Source organism: Bacteroidota bacterium (genome assembly GCA_018266755.1).
Lineage (GTDB): Bacteria > Bacteroidota > Ignavibacteria > Palsa-1295 > Palsa-1295 > JAFDZW01.
Genome location: JAFDZW010000005.1, coordinates 711851 through 735154, shown reverse-complemented (window position 1 = coordinate 735154; position 23304 = coordinate 711851). Strand labels below are relative to the sequence as shown.

At 53.7% G+C, this 23304-nt stretch carries 21 protein-coding genes; 16 read left to right on the top strand and 5 right to left on the bottom strand.

All coding sequences use genetic code 11. The annotated features are described in order from the left end of the window. Positions 1-37: 37 nt before the first annotated feature. The 4 genes from JSS75_07890 (at position 38) to JSS75_07875 (ending at position 4045) form a co-directional block, all read left to right on the top strand. Positions 38-598, top strand: coding sequence for a hypothetical protein (locus JSS75_07890; protein ID MBS1903606.1), 561 nt, complete (start codon positions 38-40; stop codon positions 596-598). A gap of 89 nt (positions 599-687) precedes the next feature. Next, positions 688-1572, top strand: coding sequence for a YbbR-like domain-containing protein (locus tag JSS75_07885; protein MBS1903605.1), 885 nt, complete (start codon positions 688-690; stop codon positions 1570-1572). Between the two features lie 43 nt (positions 1573-1615). Then, positions 1616-2794: an amidohydrolase gene (locus tag JSS75_07880; protein MBS1903604.1), complete on the top strand. Its 1179-nt coding sequence runs from the start codon at positions 1616-1618 to the stop codon at positions 2792-2794. Positions 2795-2872: 78 nt separating this feature from the next. After that, complete coding sequence (locus tag JSS75_07875) at positions 2873-4045, top strand: hypothetical protein (GenBank protein ID MBS1903603.1); 1173 nt, start codon at positions 2873-2875, stop codon at positions 4043-4045. A 3-nt stretch (positions 4046-4048) separates the two neighbouring features. Here JSS75_07875 and JSS75_07870 read toward each other — a convergent pair whose 3' ends face one another. The 3 genes from JSS75_07870 to JSS75_07860 form a co-directional block, all read right to left on the bottom strand. Beyond that, entirely contained in the window at positions 4049-5404 is a 1356-nt protein-coding gene (locus tag JSS75_07870; GenBank protein ID MBS1903602.1) for a hypothetical protein, read from the bottom strand. A gap of 171 nt (positions 5405-5575) precedes the next feature. After that, a complete protein-coding gene (locus JSS75_07865) occupies positions 5576-5956 on the bottom strand; it encodes a DoxX family protein (GenBank protein MBS1903601.1) in 381 nt (126 codons plus the stop codon). Between the two features lie 78 nt (positions 5957-6034). Then, complete coding sequence (locus tag JSS75_07860; GenBank protein MBS1903600.1) at positions 6035-6484, bottom strand: winged helix DNA-binding protein; 450 nt, start codon at positions 6482-6484, stop codon at positions 6035-6037. A gap of 157 nt (positions 6485-6641) precedes the next feature. Between JSS75_07860 and JSS75_07855 the strand changes: the two genes are divergently transcribed. From JSS75_07855 to JSS75_07840, 4 genes are all read left to right on the top strand, one after another. After that, positions 6642-9608: a DUF2723 domain-containing protein gene (locus tag JSS75_07855; GenBank protein MBS1903599.1), complete on the top strand. Its 2967-nt coding sequence runs from the start codon at positions 6642-6644 to the stop codon at positions 9606-9608. 84 nt (positions 9609-9692) lie between these two features. Continuing rightward, entirely contained in the window at positions 9693-10442 is a 750-nt protein-coding gene (locus JSS75_07850; protein ID MBS1903598.1) for a glycosyltransferase family 2 protein, read from the top strand. A 168-nt stretch (positions 10443-10610) separates the two neighbouring features. Beyond that, positions 10611-12893 carry a YfhO family protein gene (locus JSS75_07845; protein MBS1903597.1) on the top strand — a complete coding sequence of 761 codons (2283 nt, stop codon included), beginning with the start codon at positions 10611-10613 and terminating at the stop codon, positions 12891-12893. Further along, positions 12877-13965, top strand: coding sequence for a glycosyltransferase family 9 protein (locus JSS75_07840; protein ID MBS1903596.1), 1089 nt, complete (start codon positions 12877-12879; stop codon positions 13963-13965). Before JSS75_07845 ends, JSS75_07840 begins: the two co-directional genes overlap by 17 nt. Before the next feature lie 19 nt (positions 13966-13984). Here JSS75_07840 and JSS75_07835 read toward each other — a convergent pair whose 3' ends face one another. Continuing rightward, positions 13985-15352, bottom strand: a complete 1368-nt coding sequence (locus JSS75_07835; GenBank protein ID MBS1903595.1) for a hypothetical protein — start codon at positions 15350-15352, stop codon at positions 13985-13987. Between the two features lie 175 nt (positions 15353-15527). Here JSS75_07835 and JSS75_07830 point away from each other — a divergent pair, with 175 nt between their 5' ends. After that, entirely contained in the window at positions 15528-16295 is a 768-nt protein-coding gene (locus JSS75_07830; GenBank protein MBS1903594.1) for a hypothetical protein, read from the top strand. A gap of 152 nt (positions 16296-16447) precedes the next feature. On the opposite strand, the gene JSS75_07825 is transcribed toward JSS75_07830, so the two are convergent. Continuing rightward, positions 16448-17662: a hypothetical protein gene (locus JSS75_07825; protein MBS1903593.1), complete on the bottom strand. Its 1215-nt coding sequence runs from the start codon at positions 17660-17662 to the stop codon at positions 16448-16450. 1129 nt (positions 17663-18791) lie between these two features. Between JSS75_07825 and JSS75_07820 the strand changes: the two genes are divergently transcribed. The 7 genes from JSS75_07820 to gmhA all read left to right on the top strand — a co-directional run bounded on the left by JSS75_07820 (position 18792) and on the right by gmhA (position 23286). Then, positions 18792-19199, top strand: a complete 408-nt coding sequence (locus JSS75_07820) for an Rrf2 family transcriptional regulator (GenBank protein ID MBS1903592.1) — start codon at positions 18792-18794, stop codon at positions 19197-19199. Between the two features lie 55 nt (positions 19200-19254). Further along, complete coding sequence (locus tag JSS75_07815; GenBank protein MBS1903591.1) at positions 19255-20487, top strand: IscS subfamily cysteine desulfurase; 1233 nt, start codon at positions 19255-19257, stop codon at positions 20485-20487. 77 nt (positions 20488-20564) lie between these two features. Beyond that, positions 20565-21059, top strand: a complete 495-nt coding sequence (locus JSS75_07810) for a hypothetical protein (protein MBS1903590.1) — start codon at positions 20565-20567, stop codon at positions 21057-21059. 111 nt (positions 21060-21170) lie between these two features. Beyond that, entirely contained in the window at positions 21171-21578 is a 408-nt protein-coding gene (gene iscU, locus JSS75_07805) for a Fe-S cluster assembly scaffold IscU (GenBank protein MBS1903589.1), read from the top strand. A gap of 93 nt (positions 21579-21671) precedes the next feature. Further along, a complete protein-coding gene (gene erpA, locus JSS75_07800) occupies positions 21672-22052 on the top strand; it encodes an iron-sulfur cluster insertion protein ErpA (GenBank protein MBS1903588.1) in 381 nt (126 codons plus the stop codon). Between the two features lie 28 nt (positions 22053-22080). Continuing rightward, positions 22081-22665, top strand: coding sequence for a Fe-S protein assembly co-chaperone HscB (hscB, locus tag JSS75_07795; GenBank protein MBS1903587.1), 585 nt, complete (start codon positions 22081-22083; stop codon positions 22663-22665). Between the two features lie 30 nt (positions 22666-22695). Further along, positions 22696-23286: a D-sedoheptulose 7-phosphate isomerase gene (gene gmhA / locus JSS75_07790; GenBank protein ID MBS1903586.1), complete on the top strand. Its 591-nt coding sequence runs from the start codon at positions 22696-22698 to the stop codon at positions 23284-23286. The last annotated feature ends 18 nt before the right edge of the window (positions 23287-23304 follow it).

The window sequence follows — 23304 nt, the reverse complement described above, 5'->3', positions numbered from 1 at the left end:
CTTTGGGAAAAAGTGGTATGTTTGTACATACGTTGTTATGACGAGAACTGCACCCATAGAAGCATCCGAAAGCGTTTCGGTGATAGAGGTCACCGGAGCGATCGCGCTCGCACGACTGCTGCAAAGCATCGGTGTCGAGACGCGTGCTCGGATCGTCGGGGCGACCGAAGCGAATGCTGCCGGTGTCGTGACGGTCGTGATTGCCGGAGGCCTTGCCGAGGTGCAGCATGCGAGCGAACATGTTCGCTCGGTCGGCGGAGTGAACGACGTAGCCTTTTTTGCGAAGCCGGATCTTGCTGCGATGGAATTGCTGCTCGGCTCGCTCAAGCTTGCTACCCGGAGTGCCCCTGCCACGGAAGAGGAGCACCCGAAGCGCCGAGTTCGTTCGGCCGAAGAACTCGATATTACGGAAGTCCATGACTGGAATGTGCATGAGCTTCGACGGTTTGCGCGTTCAATCGAGAACTTTCCACTCAAAGGGCGTATGATCTCGAAGGCGAATCGCGCGGAGTTGCTCGACTTGCTCGAGCAAACGGGCGCGATCTTCAAACAGTCTTCGCCGATGCTCTATAGCGAATGGCAGCAACTACCGAACTAACCACCTACACTCGCACCGCTTAGCCAACACACGTTCGCGTGGGACTTGCACGAAGAATCGGAATCTTACTAGCAGCGATTCTTTTTGCAGTGTTGCTCTGGTCGTACGTCCATCTTTCGGGTACGTATGAAAGCGAGATTGATCTTCCGCTTGTCGTATCCACCCCGTCCGGTTTTGCGGTCTCGAGCGATCTCCCCGAAAAAGTACATGCACGAATTTCCGGCCCCGGATGGCGGATGTTGCTACTTGCTTCGACAGGAAAATCCAAACTAAAGATCGATCTTTCCGAGCGTGACCCTCGAGACTTGCTCGGCCGATTCTATATCACCCGTGACGAACTGGCTGCCACGGCATCGCTGCCGAGCGATGTGAAGTTGCTGAAGATTGAGCCCGATTCTCTCGTTGTTACGTTCTCGCGGGAGATCGCACGTCGTGTGCCGGTCGAGTTGCGCACCGACGTTGAACCCGCTGCTGGGTATGTCGTTGTTGGCGACCCGGTTGTTACCCCGGCGTTCGTGACCGTGAAAGGCTCCAATGCGATCGTGGACTCACTCCGTGGGTACCCGACCAAACTGCTACACGCACATGGCGTGCGTGAAAGTTTCAACCAGACGATCGAGCTTTCCGATACGATCCGCGATCTCTTGACGTCACGTTCGACCAATTCCGTCAATGTCCGGGTCACCGTCGAAGCGATCGCCGAACGGACGTTCTCGGACGTTCCGGTTTCGGTCGAAGCATTGCCTGCTGACCGCGAGCTCTTCCTGGATCCGCCGGCGATATCCGTCGTTGTTCGTGGCGGCGTTGACCAACTCGCGAAGCTGTCGCCGCTCCTGATTAAGGCGCGTGTCGTCTACGATGCAACGAAGTTTGATTCGTTGCAAACGATTACTCCGGTGTTCGAAACCCCTCGGGGAATCGAAGTCCTGCAATCTCTGCCGCCGGATGTGCGTTTTGTGCTACGAAAGAAATAGTAGGGGCGCACAAGCGTCATGCTCGTAACCACCACTTTCACGTATGTCGCTCGAACAGCAGATTATTGCCCTCGCGGAAGAATTCTATCCGAAGATCGTCGAACTTCGACGCACGATTCACGCACATCCCGAACTCGCGTTCGAAGAGGTCAAAACGAGTGTGCTCGTTGCCGATACACTACGCTCCATCGGTGTTGACGTTCGCACAGGAGTAGCTCGCACGGGTGTGCTCGGGACGATCAGAGGAAACGGGAAGAAAGTAGTTGCGCTTCGCAGCGATATGGATGCGCTGCCGATCAAAGAGGCAACCGGCCTGCCATTCGCATCGAAGAACGAAGGGAAGATGCATGCCTGCGGTCACGATGCACACACGGCGATCGGGCTGGGTGCAGCAATGATCCTGTCGAAATTGCGTGACAAGCTCAACGGGGAAGTACGCTTTCTATTCCAGCCGAGTGAGGAGAAGAACCCCGGTGGCGCCCCGTTCATGATCGATGATGGCGCGCTCGACGGCGTCGACGAGATCTACGGTCTGCATGTGATCGCGCAACACGATGCTGGTACGGTCGGGTTTTGCGAAGGTGCGATGATGGCAAGCGCCGACGAACTCTATATTACGATTCGTGGTAAGTCCGGTCACGGTGCACGACCACACTATGCGATCGATCCGATCGTCACTGCTTCGCAAGTCATCCTTGCATTACAAACACTGGTCTCGCGAAACCTGGATCCGTTTGCGCAGGGTGTAATCACGATCGGCTCCGTGCATGGCGGATTTGCACCGAACATCATCCCCGAAGAGGTAAAGCTCGTCGGCACACTTCGTTCGATGACGCCGGAGTGGCGAACATACGCACACCGCCGGGTCGAAGAGATCGTGCGCGGCACGTGTGAGGCTGCCGGTGCACATTATGATCTTCTGATCGACAAAGGATATCCAGTGCTCGTGAACGATCCGTCTAAGACCAAGTTCGCCGAAGAGGCAGCTCGAACGCTCTTCGGCAGCGACCGCGTCTTTCGTGCCGAACGACTCATGGGCGCAGAAGACTTTGCGTATTACCTCGAGAAGAAACCCGGTACGTTCTACCGTCTCGGAATCCGAAACCTCGAATGCGGCATTACCGCCGATATTCACAACGACCACTTCACGATCGACGAAGAGGCATTGAAGACCGGAGCTGCGATGCAAGCGTATCTTGCGGCTAAGGCACTTTCTGAGTGAGTCTTGTAGAGTGGGGGCTTGGATTCGGGACGAAATATCCATATATTTGTCCCGCGTTCATATTGCCTTCACTCGTAAATGCTGTTTTCGTATCGTGTTCTTCGCCAACTCACTGTTGTTGTATTGCTCTGCCTCGTAATATTCGCGGCGGAAGCTGTTGCACAACCATTAGTCGATTCATCCATTACGCTGGTCAATGTTTCACGTGCCGGTAGGCCGGGGGACGAGGCCGACTTTGGTACGATATCCAGAGGCGAGAATGTGGCCGTGCGCATCGCCGGGTGCAAGGCACTCTATGAACGAGCACAGGTACTCAAGGTACCCCTGATCCTGTATCTCGATAATATCCCACTATCGACCATTCATTCGTTTAACCCGATCCTTCCGGATTTCGATACGGAGGTGTTCCTTTTCAATTTCCTGGATAACGAGCAGACCGATTCTGCTTGGCACCACCTCTTACCCGGTTCGGTGATGACCAAGACGGCAGGGAGGTTCAAAGCATTCGTCACGGCAGGGCTGTTGAACGATCGACCGATCTTCCCGAAAGGTCTCAATCCTTCGAACGCTCCACGCAATTTGGTGATAATCCTCTTTAATAAGACGGTCACCTATATTTTCTATGTGCTCTATGTGATCCTGGCATTCTGCGTCTACAAACTCTGCCAAAAGCGTGAGCTGATCAAGACGACGCTGCCAAGCGGCTCGACTGTGTTCAGTCTGTCGAAAACGCAGTTACTGTTATGGACGATGATCGTGGTCGGGTCGTATATCTATATCTGGATCATCACTCTCGATCTTCCGACGATCGACGGATCGGTGCTGATCCTGCTTGGAATCAGCGTCGGGACATCGACGATCTCACGAGGACTCGATAATTCGAATTTTCAAAAGCCGGGAGCAAGTACAATATTCGTGCCGTCAAAGGGGATTATTTACGATGTCTTGTCCGACGACCAAGGACTGAGTGTGCACAGGTTGCAGAACGTCCTGTTCACGGTCGTGATCATGTGCGTATTTGTCGCGAACGTGCTGAGCTATCTGCAAATGCCTGCGATTGATTCGACGCTGCTTGCTCTCATGGGTATCAGCTCTGCCGGTTACCTCAGCGGTAAGCCGTTGGAAGTGAATACGAATGTGCCGCGAAACAATCCGCAGCCACCGCCGCCGCCGGCGACTCCTCCGACACCCCCGGTAACACCGAAACCAACACCAGACGATGGTTCGGCGCCGCTTCCGCCTCAGGATTAAGGATTAATACAGGTAACCGAATACGATATCCATCTCGTCCTCGCTCGTGAGGCCGAAGCTGATGGTTTTGTTCGTTTCGTTATAGTAGGTGACTTCCGTCGAAATGCCCTCGCCGGGGTTGAGAACGATCGGTGTGTCGAATGTCTTGATAGGCGGATGTTCCCAGTCGGTTGATTCGTAGAGCAATTGACCGGTGCGCGAATCACCGGCTTTGCCTTGGAAGTAGATCTTGAAATCCTGTCCACGCTTGTGCATGTGGCTCGTGAGCATAAAGATATGGAGCGTCGTTCCATACGTATTGAGCGTAGTTTGGCGCACGACGGTCTGCTGATGCGGTGGCAACGAGAACGATGTGTTCGGCAGAAAGAGCGTCGTCGCCGGATGTGTGACCTGACTTGCGGGTACAGTGTAGAGGTTTGCAAAACACTCGCCGGTTACATCACCGCCGGTATGGTTGACGTAATGCGCATTGAGATCGAGTGACGTGTTGGCGGGTACATAGAGTGCGACACCCTCTGGGAGTCGGTAGTCGAGTTCGGGACTCGTTGACCCAGCGAAGAATTGGTGGTATGCCATCACACTTGTATTCTGTGTGATCTCCGATCCGTCGGGTCTGCGAATGTCTCGCAGCGAGGAATCCTTCGGAATGATACTCGCCGGGGTGCCCGACTGAAACGTATAGAGCAAAAAGTGATGGCTGTTCGGCCGCATGCGAGTTTGAATGCGGTTAACGAAAATATCGCCCGTATTGCCGATGGGCTTGTAGCTGAAGAGCTCGCGCTCATATGTATTTGATACCGTGAATGGCTGCAGGTGGAGCTGATATCCTTGTCCTGCAAGTGGCGGAGGGAGGGGGACAAAGTCGGTACCCGCAAGATGTGTCGTGTCGTCGAGCAATGTCACATCTGCGACCACGCCCGTATCCGGAGCACCCGCATCGATCCACTGGCGAACGAATTCCATCTGTCCGATCGATAGCTGTTTATCGCCAAGTGGCATTGGGCTGCCATACTCTTTGCCAGCCGGGAAGCCGTGAAGTTTCAGATAAATGAAGCTCGAATCAGCATGGCCCGGTGCAACCCTCTTGAGCCCATCGGCGTGTGCGTTGTCATAATGTGCTGCAGCATTTATAAGATTCTTGTATGCGACATCGGAGGTTAGGACGAGGCCCGATTGTGTTGCATAATCTGTACCTGCGCTATGGCAACTGACACATTTCGGCGTAATGACTTTCGTCTGAAGTGCGAGCCAGCTTGATTTCGAAATATCGACGGTCGGTCCGACAGTCGTTGATTGCTGGCACGAGGCGAGGACGACCAGTAGCGATCCGAGAATGAATAACGATGAGCGTTTCCGCATGATCGGCGTAATGAATGAATGAGAAGAATCAAACGGCTGACGCGGCGTGAGGTTCCAGACGGGAGAGGGTAATCTTCGAGGGATTACTTTGGTATGCATACAAAGGGGGCGGCACACGAATGCGCCGCCCCACTCATCATCATCATCATTCACTTCGAACCAACAACTATCTTATGCAGTCTGTTGCTTTGTACTTGCTAATCCCGCAAGCAGGAGTGCGCCGCCGGCAAGTCCGGTATCCTTCAACATACCAGTAAACGCCATCATTGCCGTCTGCGGATTGCTTAGGCCGGGAATTTGCACCGTTAGTACAGTGATAATAAGAAATCCTGCAATCGCATACCCCCCGTAGTTGGCGAATTTTCCGCTGATAAAGGTTAGTGCTCCGAGTACGAGTATGATGCCGGTCAGATATACCCAGAGTATGCCGCCCGGGGCGAACGAGGGGACCATGCCGGCAAGCATATCCGCTTTGATGAAGTGATTGATACCAAAAACGAGAAAGGGGATCGCGAATAAAACGCGTGCAACAGTGCTTGTAAGGATTTTCATAAGTATCAGATGTTTAAGTAAACGTGTCAGTGCCGTTACAATAGTTGTATCGACACAGGTATAGCCATAAAAAATGCATCAGTCTCTGATGCGATCGAGCAGCTCGTTGAGCTTCGCAGCTTCATCTACCGAAATGCGGCCGAGCAGTGTGTTCAGCTCGTCGAGCTTCGGGTCGAGTTCGGCAAGCAGTGCAATGCCTTTGTCCGTGATCCGGACGTCAACTTGTCTGCGATCGGTCGGGCATACGGTCCTCTCGACAAGCGCTTTCTCCAGCAGCTTATCGACCAACCGTGAAGCATTCGACATCTTATCGATCATGCGTTCGGTGATCAGATTGATCGAAGCAGGGTTGGGTTGTTGGCCTCGCAAGATGCGCAACACATTGAACTGTTGCGGCGTCAGCTTGTAGGGCTTCAGCGTTTGAGCCGTGATTCGGCTCAGCCAGTTCGCAGTATATGCGAGATTGATTGCCAACTTGTGGTATTCGTTCCTGAACTTCGATTGCTTGATCTCTTGCTCGATCTTCATCTTCGGACAAATATACGTATCTACATTAAATGTTGTTACAGATTATTTATAATTCATCCATCGGTCCCGCATTTTTGGCCATTAATCGCATATTCGAGGGAGCCGACAACAATCTTTTGTGGTTTACTTTACTCATTGTTAAACAATACGTACAGGAATGCAATTCAAAAGAATTCATTATCTTTTTGCCGGTCTGAGCTTCTTCGTGGCCCTGTTTACATACTGGTACACGATGCAGCCGTCGACCCCGTTTTGGGATTGCGGCGAATTCGCTTCGGCAGCAGCGGCACTACAGGTTCCTCATCCGCCTGGATCTCCACTCTGGACGATCGTCGGACGAATCGCGATCATGCTCCCGACATTTAGCGATCTCGTCGCGCGCTACAATTTCTTCTCGGTCCTGAGTTCAGCTCTGACGATCTGGCTCCTGTACCTGACAACCGCACGCCTGATCAAGATCTGGCGCGGCGAACCGAAGACGATGGCAGATGCACTCACCACCTTCGGCGGAGCGCTCATCGCTGCATTGAGCTATACGTTCACCGATAGCTTCTGGTTCAACGCCCTCGAGTGCGAAGTATATGCGTTCGGTTCGCTCTTTATTGCTCTCGTTCCATATATCATGGTCGTCTGGCTCGACCATGCAGAAGAAGAGCATAACGAGAAGTATCTGTTGCTGGCTGCTTATGTCATCGGACTCTCGCTCGGCGTGCATCAGTTGGCGCTGCTGACGATCTTCCCGGCATTCATGCTCATCTATTATCGTCGTCGTAACGATAAGGTAACGATCGGTTCATGGCTCGGCATGGTGCTTGCAAGCTGCGTCGCATTCCTGATCGCGTTCGAGGTCGTTCTTTCAAAGATCGTCGAATGGCTTGGCGCCGGTGGGTTGGCGCGCATCTTTGCGATCGCATTGCTCGGCGGTACGATTTACGGTATCTACTGGAGCCAGACGAAACGTAAGGCAACGCTTAACCTGAGTTTGTGGTCTGCGCTGTTGATCTTTCTTGGGTACTCGACATATTATATGATTATTGTCCGTGCCGCGCAGGAGCCGCCGATGAACCAGTGGCATGCCGATAACTTCGCGACCATCACCAAGTTCATCAACCGCGACCAGTACGGGTACCGTCCGCCGTGGCCGCGTCAGGCAGTCGATCCGGAGCGCGGCGAAGAAACCCCGACGTTCAAGAACTACAGTGGCAACTGGGACTTCATGTGGCGCTACCAGATCCAGCACATGTTCAACCGTTACCTCGGTTGGAATTTCATCGGACGCCCGAGCCAAAAGCAGGATACGGGGGTCGATTGGACAAAGACGCTCGGCATACCGTTTTTCCTTGGACTCTTCGGATTGTACTGGCATTTTCGACGAGATCCGAACCGAGCGCTTACGCTGCTCGGTGCATTCATCCTCTTCGGATGGATGACAGCATTGTATCAGAATCAGCAGGATCCGCAGCCTCGTGAGCGCGACTACTTCTATGTCGGAGCATTTTACCTCTACGCGATGTGGGTCGGTATCGGCGCCGTCGGCGTAATGGAATTGCTCCGCAAAAAGAAAGGGGAGCAACCTGCCGATCCGGAAAAGAAACTGCCGTTCGAAGTACCGACCGGCGAAGGCAATGTGGGGCTCCTCGGCGGTGCGCTTGCAGCACTCGTGATCGCCGTACCGCTCAATCAGGCGGCAGGACTTGCTGGGATGGCGCAGGGACAATCATTCGCGCAGGCATCGAAGTGGCATGAATACTCTCGTGCGCATTGCAATATCCCGTTCGAGTTCGCGTACAATACGTTGCAATCGTGTGAACCGAATGCGATCTTATTCACGGCGGGCGATAACGACACATTCCCGCTCTGGTGCGCGCAGGATGTCTATGGCATTCGTCGCGACGTGCGCATCATCAATCTTTCCCTTGCGAACATGAGCTGGTATATTAAACAGCTCCGCAAGGACGTCTGGAACGGTGCCGGCAAAGCGGTTACACTGCCGGGCTTCACCGATGCACTTCTCAACCAGCCGGATGACAGCCAGCAGGGTGTCCACCTTGAGGTGAACAACGCTGCGCCGGTCTCGGTGGCTGTCAACGCCGACGCGATGAAGCATTTCACCGGCGATCCGAATGCGCAGGCGACCACGATGACCTGGAAGTATCGCGGCCAATTCCCGCGTGAGGGCCAGTACATTTATACGGTGGCCGACCAGATCGTTCGCTCCGTCGTCGAGGGGAACATCAACACTCGTCCGATCTATTTTGCCTTCGGTGTCGATCCGGAGTATCAGACAGGTCTCGACGGACAGTTGATGCTCGAAGGAATGTGCCGTCGAGTATCGCCGGCCGCTGCGATGTTGCCGTACGGTCTGCGTATCAATGAGCAGGCACAAGCGGAAGAATGCTTCAAGATGGTTAAGGAACCGGTCAAGGAATTCCATCGCGGATTCCTCGTCAATACATTCACCGATCCGGCCGCTCGCTGGAGCAACGACGACCGTACGAACGATGCACCGTTCTATACGACGCAGAGTGCCTACGAACAATTAGCTGAGTATTACATGGCCAAGGGCCGTCCGCAGGATGCGAAGAAGGCGCTCGATGCACTCGATGCGACCGTTCCGCCGACGCGCGTGACCTATAGTATCGCAAACCTTGCGGGCCGCATGTCGCAGATCTATTCCGCGGTTGGCGACAAGACGATGTCTGCCAAGTACTCGCATATTGCACTTGCGTCGCTCGAAGAGGAATATAACGAGACGCTGAAGTCGACGACACTCGGTTCGCGTGAAACAGCGGTCCAGTCGCAGTACGCGGATGCACTCATCGAAGCGGGGCAGATCGACAAGGCATTCGATATATACAACCGCTTGCGCTCGAACTCGCAGGATCAGCAATGGCGTGGCAATATCGAACTTCGTTGGTTGCAGCTTTCGGCGATGATCGCCGAACGTAAAGGCGACAAGCGAGGTGCGCTTGCACTTTGGGATAAGCTCTTCGCACAGTTTGGCCCGAGCTTGCCACGAAGCCAGTACGAGGCGGAGTTTATCCGGATCAAGGAGCACGTCGATTCGATGCACCGCCAGCTCGGCGATACGATTGCACAGGCTGCGCCGGCTCAGACGAAGTAACGTATGAGCCCAGGGGCGACCGACAGTTGCTCAATATATAGTTGAGAAGCACATGGAGGGCGACCGTCCGGTCGCCCTCTGAATATGGAATATTTCGTCCGACTGACGTTGTATCTTTCCCTCATAATTCCTGCATTTCGAGAAGCGACGCGAATCGGTCCGACGCTTGCAAAGGTGCACGAGTATCTTTCCGCACAAGCGTACGATTGCGAAGTGATCGTCTGCGACGACGGATCGCCGGATGAGACCGTCGAGGTTGTCAATCGTGAATTCGCTTCGCTGCCGTCGGTACCGAATGTTCATTTCCATCTCGTCGAGTTGGGACATAATCGGGGCAAAGGTGCGGCAGTGCAGGCGGGGATGTTGGCGGCAGAAGGGCAGATTCGGATTTTCACCGACGCCGATCTCTCAACGCCTGTGTATGAGGTCGAGAAGGTAATTACTGCGATCGAGAACGAGCATTGCGATGTCGTTATCGGCTCACGCGCGCTCGAAGGCCGCAAACTCGTGAAGGTTCATCAACCGTGGTATCGGGAGATGATGGGCCGCTTCTTCAATTTGCTGGTGCAGCTCTTTGTCTTCAGCGGCATCAAAGATACGCAGTGCGGTTTCAAAGGGTTTACGGCCGATGCGGCGAAGAAGCTCTTTCGCGAGCAGAAGGTTATGGGGTTCTCGTTCGATGTCGATATCCTCTATCTGGCGAAAAAGCACGGTTACAGGGTCAAAGAAGTTGCGGTCGAATGGTACAACGACGAACGCTCGACCGTCGGCGCCCTGAGCGATTCGAGCAAGATGTTCTTTGAGATCCTGAGGATCAGGCGCTTGCATAAGTAACACCTCACCAGTAGCAGTGCTACGGACTCTTCCTTCGTGTATTGCCAGACTTCCTGTAAGCAGTTTGTCATACTCCCCACCTAATCATTTGTGATCATAATGTGCAGGCTATCTTAACGCAAGCACAGACTCAGTCCTCATGGCTGGGAGTGTCGTAAATTTGTAGCTATGGCTAAACAACCCGAATCCGTGGCGCCGAAAGGGGCGACAACGCTGCCTCGGCTGACGATCCCGATCGTTGTCGGTGTTCTTGCAGTACTCGTCATTATCTTCTACTACCCGCTGCTCTTTGGCGGCAAGTTCTTGTGGGAGGATTTCGTCGAGCAGGAATTCCCGTTCCGTACGCTGGCGACATCGTCTCTTGCGGCGGGCCATATCCCGGGTTGGAATCCCTATGTCTTTTGCGGCATGCCGTTCACGGCCGATATTCAGATCGCCTTCTGGTATCCGCTGAATATGCTGCAGTCATTATTCGTCTCGGGTGGGTATCTCTCACCGGTTGTGATGCAGTGGTTCATCGTGATGCATTATCTCATCGCAGCAGTTGGAATGTACCTCTGCGCACGAAGCCTCTTCCGCATCGACGAATGGTCGGCCCTCTTCGCGGCAATTGCCTATGCCTTCGGCGGTTATATGACTGCGCAACCGATGCATCAGATGATCATATATCAGCTCGCGCTCTTCCCGTGGGTAGTGATGCTCTTTACAAAAGGAACGGACTCGTGGAAGTATTCCATTAGTGCGGGGCTCGCGCTTGGCGTGATGTATCTCGCCGGTCACCCGCAGACAACACTCTTTCTGACCTTCTTCCTTGCACTGCTCGGTGTATATGAGATCGTCTACCGGTTGCGACATCGCGAGAATGAGACCTTCTCTGCGCTGACGGTCGTGCGAATGCTTGTGCCGGTTGTGATTGCCGTGGGTATTTTTGCCATCCAATTACTCCCTGCACAAGAACTGGCCGGTCTCTCGCGTCGCGAGACGATCACGTTCGATCAATCGGTTGTCGGCTCGCTGACGTTCGGGCATGTGCTGACGCTGGTGATGCCTCGGCTCTTTGGTGTAACCGATGCACTGCAACAGGCGAAGGTGCCGTATTGGAATGGCCCGTATTTCCTCTCGTGGGAGACGATGTGCTATATCGGTGTGCTCCCGCTTGTACTTGCGGTGATGGCAGGATTGAGCGGTTGGAAGAAGAAGTATGTCCCATTCTTTGCCGGGATGTCATTATTCGCGCTGCTCTTTTCGCTCGGCGACCACTTCATTATCTATAAGATATTCTTCTCGTTGCCACTCTTTGACAAACTTCGTACTCCGGCTCGTATGATGATGGTCTTCGGCTTTGCGATGAGTGCGCTTGGGGGAGTAGGGTTGTCAATGCTGTTGCGACAAGAAATCACCGCGCGCTTGAAACAGGTGTCGCTTGGCATTCTTGCACTCGTCGGGTTAATCTGGATCGGCGCGATCACGGGAGTGTTCTCGGCATCGTCTTTCCTCCCGAACGCACCTGCCGAGGCGAATCAATCGATCTCATGGGCTGCAGGACTTGCCGCATTTCCGGTGCTTGCCGCCATTGCCATCGTGCTGCTTGCAACAAGCAAGAAGTTCACAGGGGTGTTGTTGGCAGGGTGCGCAATCGCTGTGACGATGATCGAGCTCTATACCTATGGTGCCGGTCTCAACGCAACGACCGACGATCCGCGCGAGGCCTATCGTCAGCAGGTACAGCTTGTCGATATGCTCAAGCAGGATGAAGCAAAAGAGCCGTCGCGCGCACGGATCCGGGCGGCAAATGCAATCCTGCTCAAACGCAATCAGGGCGCGTACGATCATATCCAGCTACTCGAGGGATACAATCCGCTCGTGCTGCAACGAAATGCACCGGCATGCGTAACACCGGAAGTGACGGCAGATCTATTGAATATCAAGTGGAGCGTCATGACCGATGGCGGCAAGGTCGGCTTCGGCCAGCGTCCGACATATCTGCCGCGCGTAAAGATGTATTATAAGACGGTCGTCAAGCCGGATGCCGATGCCGTAAATTTTCTGAAGACGGATGCATCGTTCGATTATCGTAACTCGATGCTCTTGGAAGAGCAGCCCGCACTTGCGATGAATGCGACAGACAGCACAGCAACGGCCGAGATCACGACCTACGAGACCGACAAGATTGACGCCAAGGTGCATACGTCACAGAATGGAATGCTCTTCTTCTCGGAAATCTATTATCCGGCGTGGCATGCCTATATCGACGGCAAAGAGACGAAACTCTACCGTGCGTTCACTGCGCTGCGTGCAGTGGAAGTGCCGGCGGGGGATCATACGGTCGAGTTGCGATACGAGTCGAGCGCATTTGCGACAGGCTCGATGATCACGCTCGTCACGCTCGGCGCATCGGTGCTTGGACTGGTCATCGTCAGCAGAAAGCCGAAGCGTGAAGCAAGCGTCTGAGAAGATACTCATCATCGCGCTTCCGGGGATCGGGGATGCGCTGCTTTCGACGCCGATGCTTCGCTTGCTACGCGAAGCAAAACCAGATGCTGAGATTCATGTCTTGGTGATGTTTGGTGCGACACGCGACCTGTTCCTGCGTAATCCGAATGTCGATCATGTCCACTACTTCGATTTCATCGGTGGTAATAAACTCGAAGGTCTGCTCTTTCTGACCCATTTGCGCGGGATGGCTTTCGACATCTCGATCAACATCTACCCGCAAAATCGACGAGAGTATAATCTCTTTGCCCTCATCATCGGTGCGAAGCGGCGGCTCGGTGTTCGATACTTGCGGCGCGATTGGCAAAATCTTAATTGGCTCAATACGGACACCATTCGCGAGGACGATAGTTATCACTGCGTCGAAGAGAACGTGCGATTACTGTCGAGACTTGGGGTGAATCCTCTGCTCGACGAAGCAACACTACCTCCTCTGGAAATATATCTGTCCGACAAGGACAGACAATTTGCTGACGAGTGGCTGCGCGACCACGAGATACACCCTGGGACGCACCTCGTCGGTTTCCATGCGGGGACCGCACGATTCAAGAATCATATTAATCGTCGATGGGCCCCGGAAAAATTCGCTGCGCTTGCAACACGGCTCCGCACCGAGATGAACGCGACTGTGCTGCTCTTCGGCGGACCTGACGACAGAGAAGCGAACGACCTTATCCTCCGCAATGCCTCGGATCACATTGTTGAAGTGAAGACCTCGTCGATTATGGAGTCGGTCGCTCTGATGCAAAAGATGAATATCTTCGTGTCGAACGATTCGTCGCTGATGCATATCGCCGGTGCACTCGCGCTGCCAACGGTGGCGATCTTCGGTCCGACGAACGAGACCTATGTTCATCCATGGAAGACACGGTACACGATCGTCCAGACGGGTATTGAATGTCGTCCATGTTTTGTCTACTCACCGAAACCGCTGACGTGCTATCGTGCTAATCCCGCGGAGCATTTTATCTGTGTGCGAGCGATTGAAGTAGAACAGGTATATAGGGCTGTGGAGGAGATGTTGAGGTAGTGAGAAGTGAAACCGGCTTTCAGCCCGTGCCGCTTGGCCCGTAGCGCTTCACAAAATTCTCGATTACTTTCGTAAACACCGGATCCACGCCCAACCCGGCGCCGCTTTCGATCGACGCTGTCGCGAGTACTGCGTTTGAGTTTGGGAGATACTTCAGTACGAAGTCGCCCCCGCCCGCACCATCCCAGACTGTATCATCCCCGTCATAGAGCGAACCTTGCGACGCACTCGCACAGTTAATGCCACGTGCAATCCGTTCTACCTTGCCTGAGAATGTGCCGATCATATCCGTCTCGGATCCACAGATCGGTCGATTCGAAATGCCCTTTACTCCGAAGAGGTCACCGTTCTTGACACCCGTACCCTCAAAGAGCCAGTGCGAGGCATTCGTCACACGGTACGGCGCCCAAGTGTGCATTCCTGCACCATTGTAGCCTACGCCCATGATGCGTTGTACGAACCGTAAATGATGCCGCCACATGCCGCCATATTCGTGTGGGTTCGAGAATGAGGTGAGGTCTTTGTGACACTCCATCTGCGTGTGGTCCGCGTTCCACCGTACGCTCCAATAGAGTTGGTTCGCACCGAGCGAGATCATCGATACCGGGCGCGTGAGGATGTCGAGAAGCGAATCGTACATCGCCCGCGAAACATATTCGATGTGATATGCGAGTACGAGCAATTCGCAACGCTCGAATAGCTCGGGATTTGTTTCGAGTGCAAAGTCGGGGAGGATCGCGACATCGTCATAGGTAGTGGCGAACCACCGGAATATATTCTCCTCCGCCTGTAGATTATTCTTCACAGGGAAAGGTGTATATGGTCGTTGTGTACTGACGCGATAGACCGTCTTGTTTTCGTACTTGTTCTGATAAAGCGATTTTCCGCCCCAACAGTTATAGGCGGTCCACGTCCCGACAGGAGCAAGGACCACCGTTTTTGCTGGGGTTCGTGAACCGATGATAAAATGGATATCGAAGCGTGTGCTTCGGTCGGCACTTACGAGGTGGCAGGTGTAGTATCCCGGGGTGAACTGGCTGTCGAGTTCGATGCTCGTTGTTCGCGTCCAGTGGCATCCGTTCTCCGAGTCGGTGGTTGTGTGCGGTTGCATGATTTTTGCGAACGAGAACTCAGCGAGGTTTACGTCTATGGTGGCGTAGGGAGTAATCACCGCATGCCCGGCGTCGAATTCACTATGGATGTAAAAGTCTATCGTTTCGCCGGAGTAGAAAAACAATTTGTTCGCATAGCCTTCGAGCGCGAACGGCCCCATGTCGTCTGTGTAGCCATGCTTGATAAACGAGACGAACCGGTACCGATAGAAGCGCAGCCACATAGCTACCGCGGCCACGACCAAGAGCAGAAGGCAGAAAAAAAGGATGTTCACGATGGGTTCACTTGTTACAAATATACCATGCCCGCGTAGAGCTACCCCGAGCTCGGGACGACACATTCCGAGGGCCGTCAACATTACTGCCAACATGGGGAATCTATTTATCCCTAAATAACTTATGTGCCCGTTCTGTGTTCGTGCAATTCATTCTTTCACGTTACAACAAACCATGAAAAACACACTTCTTCGTGCGGTCGCCATGCTCTCGCTCGCTGGCGCAGTCGCAAGCTGTACTTCCGATAATTCCACGACCCCAACCAACTCGCTTGCCAAGCTCAGCTATGGCCAAGCTGCTGCAATGGGTAAGGATTCTGTGCGTACCTATACCATCACCAACGATGCTGGGGACGTGACCGAGGTCGGTATCACCTTCGGCGCGAAGGCACTCGATAGCATCGAGAACAACACCCCTGTTGGTGCTGCATATATGATCAACTTCCCGTCGAACGCTCCGGCACCGTGGAAGTTCGCGATGGTCGACTGGAATCCGGCCGGGCATCCGCCTGCGATGTACGAGCTGCCGCACTTCGATTTCCACTTCTATATGGAAGATATGGCTCCGGTCATGATGATCAATGATACGGTGCCCGATATGACGCCGTTCGATACCGCGAAGTACTTGCCGGCGCACTTCATCAGCGATCACTCCGTCGTCCCGATGATGGGTGTGCATTGGGTCGATCCGACCTCGCCGGAATTCGGTGGCGCGACGTTCACGAAGACGTTCATCTATGGCAGCTATCACGGTAACGTGATCTTCATGGAGCCGATGATCACCAAGGCTTATTTGGAGTCGAAGCCGAACGAAGTCTCGACGGCGATCCAGCAGCCTGCTGCATGGCAGCAGACCGGTTCGTACCCGACGAACTATGTCGTCAACTACGACGCTTCGACGAATAGCTACACGGTTGCCTTCACGGGCCTCGTGAAGCACTAATCCGTTCGAGATACGCGTGTATAGTAAAGGGCAGCCCGATGGGCTGCCCTTTGCAGTGTAAGCAGTATTTACGGTCGACACATCTTGAGGAGTCTTATCGGCGTGTGCAACGCCTAGCTGCAAACCATTTGTCTGCCCTTAGCTCGTTGAATCTACCGTTGCCGAAGTATTGACTTCGCTGCGTTGAGTAGCATGTACTCGGTTGGGCCCTTTGAGTAACCAGTGAAAATGTTGCGTATCCTCTGCATGTCATCCAGCACGTAAAACGTGGGGAAAGGGCCGTCGAAAGATTTATCGAATAGTACTCCACGAGTATTGAACGTTTTAAATCTACGCCCGAGGATCCGGTCGATTCGCTGATTTAGAGGTTTGTTTGCTTGGTCTTCAGCGATAGGATCTATACCAATAATGTCACCACCATATGATCGTAGTGTGTCGCGAAGATCTGAGATGCCTCGAAGCGAGAGCATGCACGGCTGGCAGGCATTATGGTACACCTCAATAATACTAACCCTTGCCGAAGCAAGAGGCGACTTATTCAAGGGTTTTTGGTCTGGGCCGGTTAAGATATCGAGCAGAGGGATCGTATCGCCGATTTGGAGCCGATGCTCCTTCGTGGGCTCATGGAGTTGCTTATCGATTTGAGCATAGTCATCTTCCGAACAGAACCGAATCTCTGGGCTATGGCGATATGCATCAATCATGCTGTCGATTTCAGTCGCAATCTCGGGATCTGGGCTGGTGGAGTAATTGCCGCCTGTCCCACTCATCCTAAATAGCTCAGAATCTGCTGGGTGCCAATAGATTTCCTCGTAGAGAGAGTGGCTTGGATCGAGGCGTGAGATCAGGAGTTGTGTCTGTGAGGAATCAAGTAGATCATTTGCACCTACTTGATTGTGCCTGACCGGATTGCAGAATCGGATGCATGTGTCGCTTCCGACGAGTTGTACCTGCCCCGATTCAATAAGTTCATTCTCGGAGGGCAACCCGTTTCGCCAGCCCGGAAACCCATAGGCAAAGCGCCACCACAGGGCAGTGATTTCGCGCTCGGGATCGGTGATCCGACCGGGTCGATAAATAAGGATACCTCTTTTTTTGAAGTAGGCAAAGAGTGTATCTCTTGAGTAGAGTGAGCGCACTGTCGCACTTTCGTGTAGGAATGAGATCTTGCCGGAATTAGCGTCATGAGTATATCGCATCTCGCATTCGTACAAGCGGGGTTTGCTCTCATAAGGTGCCTTTCTTTCAACCACATAGCGTATAGACCCAGAATGGAAATGGTTTGCTTCAGCAAGAATGCGGCGAACGAAAGACGCTCGTTTGGATTCGGTTGTCGAATCCAAACAGCGCAGTTCTGGACGATTCAATAGCGCGTGGAAGCCAGATACGAATACTGTGTACCTGGATTCTTCCACACGATCGCTGGAGCCTCCGGAGCAAGTTGGGCGCTGAATGATACTCTGCAAAGAGAGCAACGCAATGCAAATATACTTCGGCGTCAACAAGTACATCACGAGCTAACTTGGAATTGCACAATTATTCCTTCCTGGAATTGACCTCATACTTTCAAGCTTGGGAATGGGCGCGTTTTCATAAGTCCAACCTCAGTTATATGTCGTTCCATTTAGAACGAGCGTTACTGCGTGAAGCAGAAGGTTCGGTCCAGACAAAATTGTTCCTCCGGGCCGAGAGGACCAACTGCAAGGCATATCATCATCACCGCCGCCGCAAAATCCTTTGCAATCGGGCCATGGGAACGCTCCCCACGGTGTCATAATTATAGTCCAAACCACATAACAGTTAGTGCCTTCAGGAAAGTTACACCCATAGCATCGCGATGTAATGGATGTGCCTCCATTCGCCCTAACGGGCGCCTGTCCTGGCGGTGGGAGTGTTGGTATTACCCAGTACTTCTTGCCGTTGCTCGGGATTCCAAACACACAGCTGTCCGCTGCGAGGGTCATAGTTATGTCGCTGTCGAATACCGCGGTGCCAGAAATATTCGGAGTGTGTACAGATGTTAGATTCGTGGATATAGTGACGGTATCCCAATTAGAAGTCTCTTCAATAATCACCCTCACTGAAGAGGTGGAGTCAACATTCGCATAAAGAGTGTCTCGAGTCACAGCACCCCCAGATCTCGTGAGTACAAAACTGAGGATGAAAAAACAACCGGTAGTAAAAAGCCAGATTGTACGCATAGAGTTGTTATATGGTTGATTAAGAGGATATTTGAACTCAGGTTTTTTTTTGATAGATTCCTGAATAATGGGCATTGGCAATTGAATTAATACTTCATCACTGGCACTGTGTTTCCTTATATCTTGGAGCCATCTTTCTTGGTGCCCACCATCCATACTTGTCACTACTCATCATTCAGTCTGAACTTACAGGAACCTCTCGGAGTTTACACTAGTGTCAGAATCATTAGGCTTGAGAAAGAAGCCTTTTATTTGGGACCAAAGTCGGACTAATTTAGTCCGGTATGAGGCGAATATGCTGAGACTATCGAAGCGAGTAGAATACGGATTGATGGCGCTACAATACCTGGCGAAGACCGGGCAGGTGGCCACGTCGCGCGAGATATCGGATGCGACGAACATCCCGTACGATCTGCTGGCGAAGATCATGCAGTCGCTCAAGCGTGACGGCATCATCGACTCTTTTCAAGGAGTCAGGGGCGGATACCGCATGATGATCTCGCCCGAACAGATCACGCTGAACCGAGTCGTCGGAGCGCTCGACGAGGTAACCGCTTTAACTGAGTGCGCCTCCGAGAACCCCGACCACGAAGCGTGCTCCATGTTCGAGAGCTGCACGATCAAGCACCCAATGGCGAAGCTTCAGGAAAAGCTGACCGAGTCGATCGGCAATACGACGATTGCAGAGCTGATGACAGCGTGATAGCGTCTTCGGACGTTTCGCGCAGGATTGTACGAGAGTGTATAGGAAGAAACGTATGGTAAAGCTACCGATCTATTTAGATAATAACGCGACGACGCAGATGGACCCTCGCGTCCTCGATGCGATGATGCCGTATTTCACCGAACATTTCGGCAATGCAGCGAGCCGTAACCACCCCTTTGGCTGGAAGGCCGAAGAAGCGGTCGATTGGGCACGCACGACGATCGCAAAGTATATTGGTGCTGACGAGAAAGAGATCGTCTTCACCAGCGGCGCAACCGAATCCGATAATCTTGCCATCAAAGGCATCGCCGAGATGTACGCCTCGAAAGGCGACCACATCATTACGGCAACGACCGAGCACAAAGCCGTCTTAGATACGTGCAAAGCGCTCGAACGAAAAGGTGTGAAAGTCACGTACCTCACCGTGAGCAAAGAGGGGTTTGTCGATCTCGACCAACTCCGCGATGCTATCACTGACCGAACCACTCTCGTTACGCTCATGCATGCGAACAACGAGGTTGGGACGATCCAGGATCTTGAGGCGATCGGAAAGATCTGTCACGAGAAGGGGGTAATCTTTCACACGGATTCCACCCAGTCCGTGGGGAAGATCCCCTTCGACGTGCAACGCATGAACGTGGATCTCGCGTCGCTCTCGGCACACAAGATCTACGGTCCGAAAGGCGTCGGAGCGCTCTATGTGCGCAAGAAGAATCCGCGCGTGAAGCTTGCCTCGCAGATGGACGGCGGTGGCCACGAACGCGGCATGCGCTCGGGCACGCTCAACGTACCGGGCATAGTCGGTCTTGCCAAGGCACTCGAACTCTGCGTCACGGAGATGGAGAGCGAGACGAAGCGCATCCAGGGCTTGCGCGACGATCTCTGGAACAAGATCGCGGCGTCGCTCGACGAAGTGTACATCAACGGACCGGACCCGATCAAGCACGCAGCACGCCGCTTGCCGGGCAATCTGAATGTGAGCTTTGCCTTCGTCGAAGGCGAAGCGTTGATGATGGGGATCAAGGACATCGCCGTTAGCTCAGGCTCTGCCTGCACCTCGGCGACGCTCGAACCGAGCTACGTCCTGAAGGCGCTCGGTGTCGGTGAAGATCTGGCACATACGTCGATCCGCTTCGGTATCGGCCGCTTCACGACACAGGAAGAGATCGACTACACGGCCGAGAAGCTCATCGGCGCAGTGAAGCATCTGCGCGACATGTCGCCGCTCTATGAGTTGGCGAAAGCCGGCGTCGATCTGAAGTCGATCGAGTGGGCACACCACTAGCCAATTGCTAATTCCTAATTATCAATCGGTAATTGCTCGAAGCCGTATTTTTGTAGGATAGACTATCGATACCGAATATGGTACAATCAGACATCTTTATCGAATATCCTTACGAGCTTCTGAGCTATATGCGGGAGATCCGCACCCCGGTGTTTCATAATTCGAATGTGTTCCTGCGCGATCTGCAATATGCGATCCAGGATTACTTCGAAGACAAGCAGGGACTGACGATCCGCAACGAACGTGCTGAGCAGATCGCTTTGGAAGTTGCCCGCGCCTACGAGCGAGAGGGGATCTTCCGCCGCGTGAACCCGCATGGGTTCGTGCTCAACTATCCCGAACTTTCGACGCCGAAAGAAGGCGGGACGATCGAAGGGTTGAAGGGTGTCTCGCCCGAAGCATCGATGCCGCCGCCAAAACCGGCAGCAGCGCCTGTCGCGGCTGCGAAACCCGCCGCTGCGGCAGCACCGAAACCGGCTGCCCCCGCAGCGCCGAAGCCCGCTGCCGCTCCTGCTGCGAGTGGTGCCGCACCTGCCGGAGCCAAGGCTCCGCCGCCGTGGCTGAAGAAATAAGGAACATGAGGGATGAAATAACTTCGTCCGTCTTCCTTACGTGAGAACGTACGAATCTCCGGGGCAAGAACTTCGTACAAAAGTATAGATAGCTATAAGGAGAAGATAACGATGGCGTATTCTGAAAAGGTAATGGATCATTACGCTCACCCGCGTAATGTTGGAACGCTCGATCCGAACGACCCGACCGTAGGCACAGGCCTCGTCGGCGCACCGGAATGTGGCGACGTGATGCGTCTGCAGATCAAGATCTCAGACGATGGCATCATCGAAGATGCGAAGTTCAAGACGTTCGGCTGCGGTTCGGCCATTGCGTCGAGCTCGTTCGCTACGGAGCTGATCAAAGGCAAGTCGGTGGACGAGGCGCTCGCGATCAAGAACACGACGATCGTGTCCGAGCTCAATCTTCCGCCGGTAAAGATCCACTGCTCGGTACTTGCCGAAGATGCGATCAAGGCCGCGCTCGAAGATTACAAAAAGAAGCAAGCGCAGTTGCACGAGGAAGTGGCGAACGCATAACGCAATGTAGATTGTACCACCCGGCTTCGATTCGTTCGAAGCCATTTTGAGGAGAAGAATACTATGGCTATGATGGATCAAGATGTAATGGCGATGCCTTCGGTCGAGGAAACGACCGTCGAGAAGGCATTTTCGAACATCGAAGAAGAGATCTCACTGACCGAGAAGGCTCGCGCCGAGGTGCAGAAGATCATGCAGGCGAACAACATCCCCGAGACGTACGGCCTTCGTGTCGGCGTCAAAGGCGGCGGTTGCTCGGGCTTGTCGTACTCGCTCGGTTTCGATAAGGCACCGCGCGAAGGTGACAAGACGATCGTGATCGATGGCGTCCAGATCTTCGTCGACCCGAAGTCGCTCTTCTATCTTTCCGGCACGCAGCTCGATTACACCGACGGGCTCAACGGCCGCGGATTTGTCTTCAATAATCCGAACGCGACCAAGACCTGCGGTTGCGGCAGCTCCTTCGGAGCATAAGAGGAGAGACCCTTATCGTCACAACGACGTGAACGACTTCTTCGAGACTCTGGGTATTGCCCGAACCTTTCGGGATGAAGACGCCGCTCAGCTTGAGCGGCGTTTTCACGAATTGCAGCGCCGCTACCATCCCGATCACTCCGCTGCGAAAGGCGGCGACGCGATCGGCGATGCGCTCGAACGCTCGAGTCAGATCAATGCTGCATACCGCACACTTCGCGACCCGATCTCGCGCACGAAGTATCTGCTGTCGCTTTTTGGTTATTCAGTCGAGAATGCGAAGCAGGTGCCGATGGATCTGCTCGAACTCGTGATGAGCGTACAGGAGCATGTGGCGCTGATGCAAGCCGGTGCAAAGCTCGGCAACCAGTTGCAAAACGTCGAAGCGGATCTCAACGCACGCATTGTTGCGCTGCGCAGCGAGATCGACACGCAGCGTTCGGCATGGGATTCGATCGCAGAACATAGCATACCGGGTGCGGCACTGCGCGATGACGAGAAGAAGATACTGGAGACACTGACTCGTTCCCTTGCCACCAGAGCCTATCTCCAAACGTTACACGATACACTCAGCGCCGCGAAAGAGGGCCGCTCACTTGTCCTGAAGCACTGAGCAACGATCTTTTTTGCATACGACCGACCGATGAGTCTGAGCCACATCCAAGGATTTCTAAAGACCGCAGAGGAGAACCTGATCCTACTGCAGAAGGATTCGCATACGCTTGCGCAGATCGACGCCTTTGTCGATCTGCTCGAGACGACCTTCCGCAACGGTAACAAAGTATATTCCGCCGGCAATGGTGGCAGCCATTGCGATGCGATGCACTTTGCCGAAGAGTGGACCGGCCGCTATCGCAAAGACCGCAAGCCCCTTCCGGCTCTTGCACTCAGCGATCCATCGCATCTGAGCTGTGTCTCGAACGACTACGGCTTCGAACATGTCTTTGAGCGCATGGTCGATGCGTTTGGTGTAAAGGGGGATGTGTTCGTCGGTATCACCACATCGGGTAACAGCCCGAACATCCTGCTTGCCGCCGAGACCGCGAAGAAGAAGGGGATGAAGGTCGTGGGCCTGCTTGGCAAAGATGGGGGAAAGATGAAACCGCTCTGCGATATTCCTATCGTCGTGCCGGGCGCAACGACCGACCGCATTCAGGAATTGCACATCAAGGTGATTCATATCGCCATCGAGTGCACCGAACGCCGATTGTTTCCAGAACTCTATAACGACTAACGAAGCTCGTGCCACTGC

Coding starts and splice junctions, on each gene's coding strand:
- JSS75_07855 (MBS1903599.1), top strand. CDS start 6,642: ATGCAATTCAAAAGAATTCATTATCTTTTTGCCGGTCTGAGCTTCTTC.
- JSS75_07860 (MBS1903600.1), bottom strand. CDS start 6,484: ATGAAGATCGAGCAAGAGATCAAGCAATCGAAGTTCAGGAACGAATAC.
- gmhA (MBS1903586.1), top strand. CDS start 22,696: ATGAGTCTGAGCCACATCCAAGGATTTCTAAAGACCGCAGAGGAGAAC.
- JSS75_07830 (MBS1903594.1), top strand. CDS start 15,528: ATGAAAAACACACTTCTTCGTGCGGTCGCCATGCTCTCGCTCGCTGGC.
- JSS75_07870 (MBS1903602.1), bottom strand. CDS start 5,404: ATGCGGAAACGCTCATCGTTATTCATTCTCGGATCGCTACTGGTCGTC.
- erpA (MBS1903588.1), top strand. CDS start 21,672: ATGCCTTCGGTCGAGGAAACGACCGTCGAGAAGGCATTTTCGAACATC.
- JSS75_07815 (MBS1903591.1), top strand. CDS start 19,255: ATGGTAAAGCTACCGATCTATTTAGATAATAACGCGACGACGCAGATG.
- JSS75_07850 (MBS1903598.1), top strand. CDS start 9,693: ATGGAATATTTCGTCCGACTGACGTTGTATCTTTCCCTCATAATTCCT.
- JSS75_07875 (MBS1903603.1), top strand. CDS start 2,873: ATGCTGTTTTCGTATCGTGTTCTTCGCCAACTCACTGTTGTTGTATTG.
- JSS75_07880 (MBS1903604.1), top strand. CDS start 1,616: ATGTCGCTCGAACAGCAGATTATTGCCCTCGCGGAAGAATTCTATCCG.
- JSS75_07865 (MBS1903601.1), bottom strand. CDS start 5,956: ATGAAAATCCTTACAAGCACTGTTGCACGCGTTTTATTCGCGATCCCC.
- JSS75_07810 (MBS1903590.1), top strand. CDS start 20,565: ATGGTACAATCAGACATCTTTATCGAATATCCTTACGAGCTTCTGAGC.
- iscU (MBS1903589.1), top strand. CDS start 21,171: ATGGCGTATTCTGAAAAGGTAATGGATCATTACGCTCACCCGCGTAAT.
- JSS75_07845 (MBS1903597.1), top strand. CDS start 10,611: ATGGCTAAACAACCCGAATCCGTGGCGCCGAAAGGGGCGACAACGCTG.
- JSS75_07820 (MBS1903592.1), top strand. CDS start 18,792: ATGCTGAGACTATCGAAGCGAGTAGAATACGGATTGATGGCGCTACAA.
- JSS75_07890 (MBS1903606.1), top strand. CDS start 38: ATGACGAGAACTGCACCCATAGAAGCATCCGAAAGCGTTTCGGTGATA.